We start from the raw sequence: 1,571 nt of genomic DNA on the forward strand, positions 1-1,571 counted from the left end.
GTAGAAGTAACTACGCAAACTTCCAATCCTACTATAATAAACACAATCCTAATGACACCAAAGACTTCCTAAACAATGAGGAACATAGAAAAGCATTGCTTGATAATGGCAAGATAGCTTTGCTTAGTGCAGTGTGGTTTTGGAATGATAAAAAATGCTCTGCTGATGCTAAAAACTATCCAGAAATCTCAATATTTAGAGGAAAGCATCTCTATGAAATAGCCAATGATGAGACAAATGGCAATGTAGCAACCACAAGAAAAGCGGGCAAAAAAGAAATACATACCATAAAAAGCGTTTTAGCCATTGGTGTTTCAGTCAATGGCGGTACAAATGGCTTAGATAAGAGAACCAAGCAGCATGCAAGAATTAAATCTCAAAATATCTTTAAGGATTTTTAACGATGATAAATAGTGTAAAAATACTTTTCAATACTCTTATATTTTTCAGCATTTCACTCTATGCTGCAAGCTCTTTACGCACAGATAGAGTCATCTTTGAAAGAATAGCCCCTTTAGAGAAAATTGAAAAAATACAACAATTATTTTTTGAGAGATGTAGGGACTATATAGAATATGAGGATTTTTCAAGTTGTGTAAAACCTAGCTTTGATTGTACTAAAGCAAAGAAAGATACAGAATTATTTATATGTCAATCTAATACCCTTGCTAAAGTGGATAATTTTTTTACTAGCTATTATAATCTTGTAATAAAAAATCTTCCAGAAAATGAAAAACCAAAGGTTAGAAATATAGCAAGAAAAATGATGAAAGAAAGAGATAAATGTGATTTGGAGCTACCATATCTAGCAAAGGATAACGACCCTGCTACTTTCCCTGGTCAAGTCTTGTTTCGAATAGAAAATGATTATTCGGCGTATGAGGATTTTATAGTTTGGGCTTATCGTGTTGGGATACAAGATTTAACAGAATATCTTTTGAAAAATAACCCAAAGCTTTTTGCAAAGATATTTTACAAACACACAGGGGAATATAAAGATATTTTACAAAAATATGATGCTCTTTGGGATGGTTTATTTTATCTCTACTACGATAACCTAATAGACAAAACAGGCAAATTGATTGTCAAGGTGCATTCTAAGTGATGAGAAATATATCTTCTATTACTACACACTTCTTCTCAATCCCTTGCAAATATGAATCTCAGTAAGATACTACACTCTGTCGCACCATTCCTTAGAGTAGCCTACCCTATTGCAAGCAACTCTTCTGGTTTTTATCATACTCCAAGAATTGGAGATGAAGTCATAATCTCTTTCTTAGATAATGATATAGATAAGCCATTTATATCTGGAAGTTTATATAATACAACTAATCCTAGCCTAATACATAATCCCCTAGATTCCCATAAGACTTCTTTATCAAGCAGAACAATAAACTTAACAAATATAAGAAACTCATCAGATTCACTAAACCAAGCAGATTCATCACAAACAGAGCATTCAAACACAGCAAACACCATTGAACAAGGTTATAATGAACTTACCCTATCAAATATAAAAGATAATGAAGAAATCTATGTAAGAGCACAAAAAGACTATAATGAATATA

Annotated in this window: 3 protein-coding genes; all 3 read left to right on the top strand. The window is 32.1% G+C overall.

Annotated elements, in window-relative coordinates; translation table 11 throughout:
* The coding region (locus LS81_RS10875; protein ID WP_138069956.1) for a hypothetical protein at positions 1-401 on the top strand (401 nt) is incomplete at its 5' end.
* 2 nt (positions 402-403) lie between these two features.
* The gene (locus LS81_RS10880) at positions 404-1,105 is read left to right on the top strand and encodes a lysozyme inhibitor LprI family protein (RefSeq protein ID WP_052096671.1); all 702 of its coding nucleotides are present in this window, start codon (positions 404-406) and stop codon (positions 1,103-1,105) included.
* A 51-nt stretch (positions 1,106-1,156) separates the two neighbouring features.
* Positions 1,157-1,571: phage baseplate assembly protein V (locus tag LS81_RS10885; RefSeq protein WP_237022243.1), on the top strand; the 415-nt coding region annotated here is incomplete at its 3' end.

Source organism: Helicobacter trogontum (assembly GCF_000765905.2).
Classification (GTDB): Bacteria; Campylobacterota; Campylobacteria; order Campylobacterales; family Helicobacteraceae; genus Helicobacter_A; species Helicobacter_A trogontum.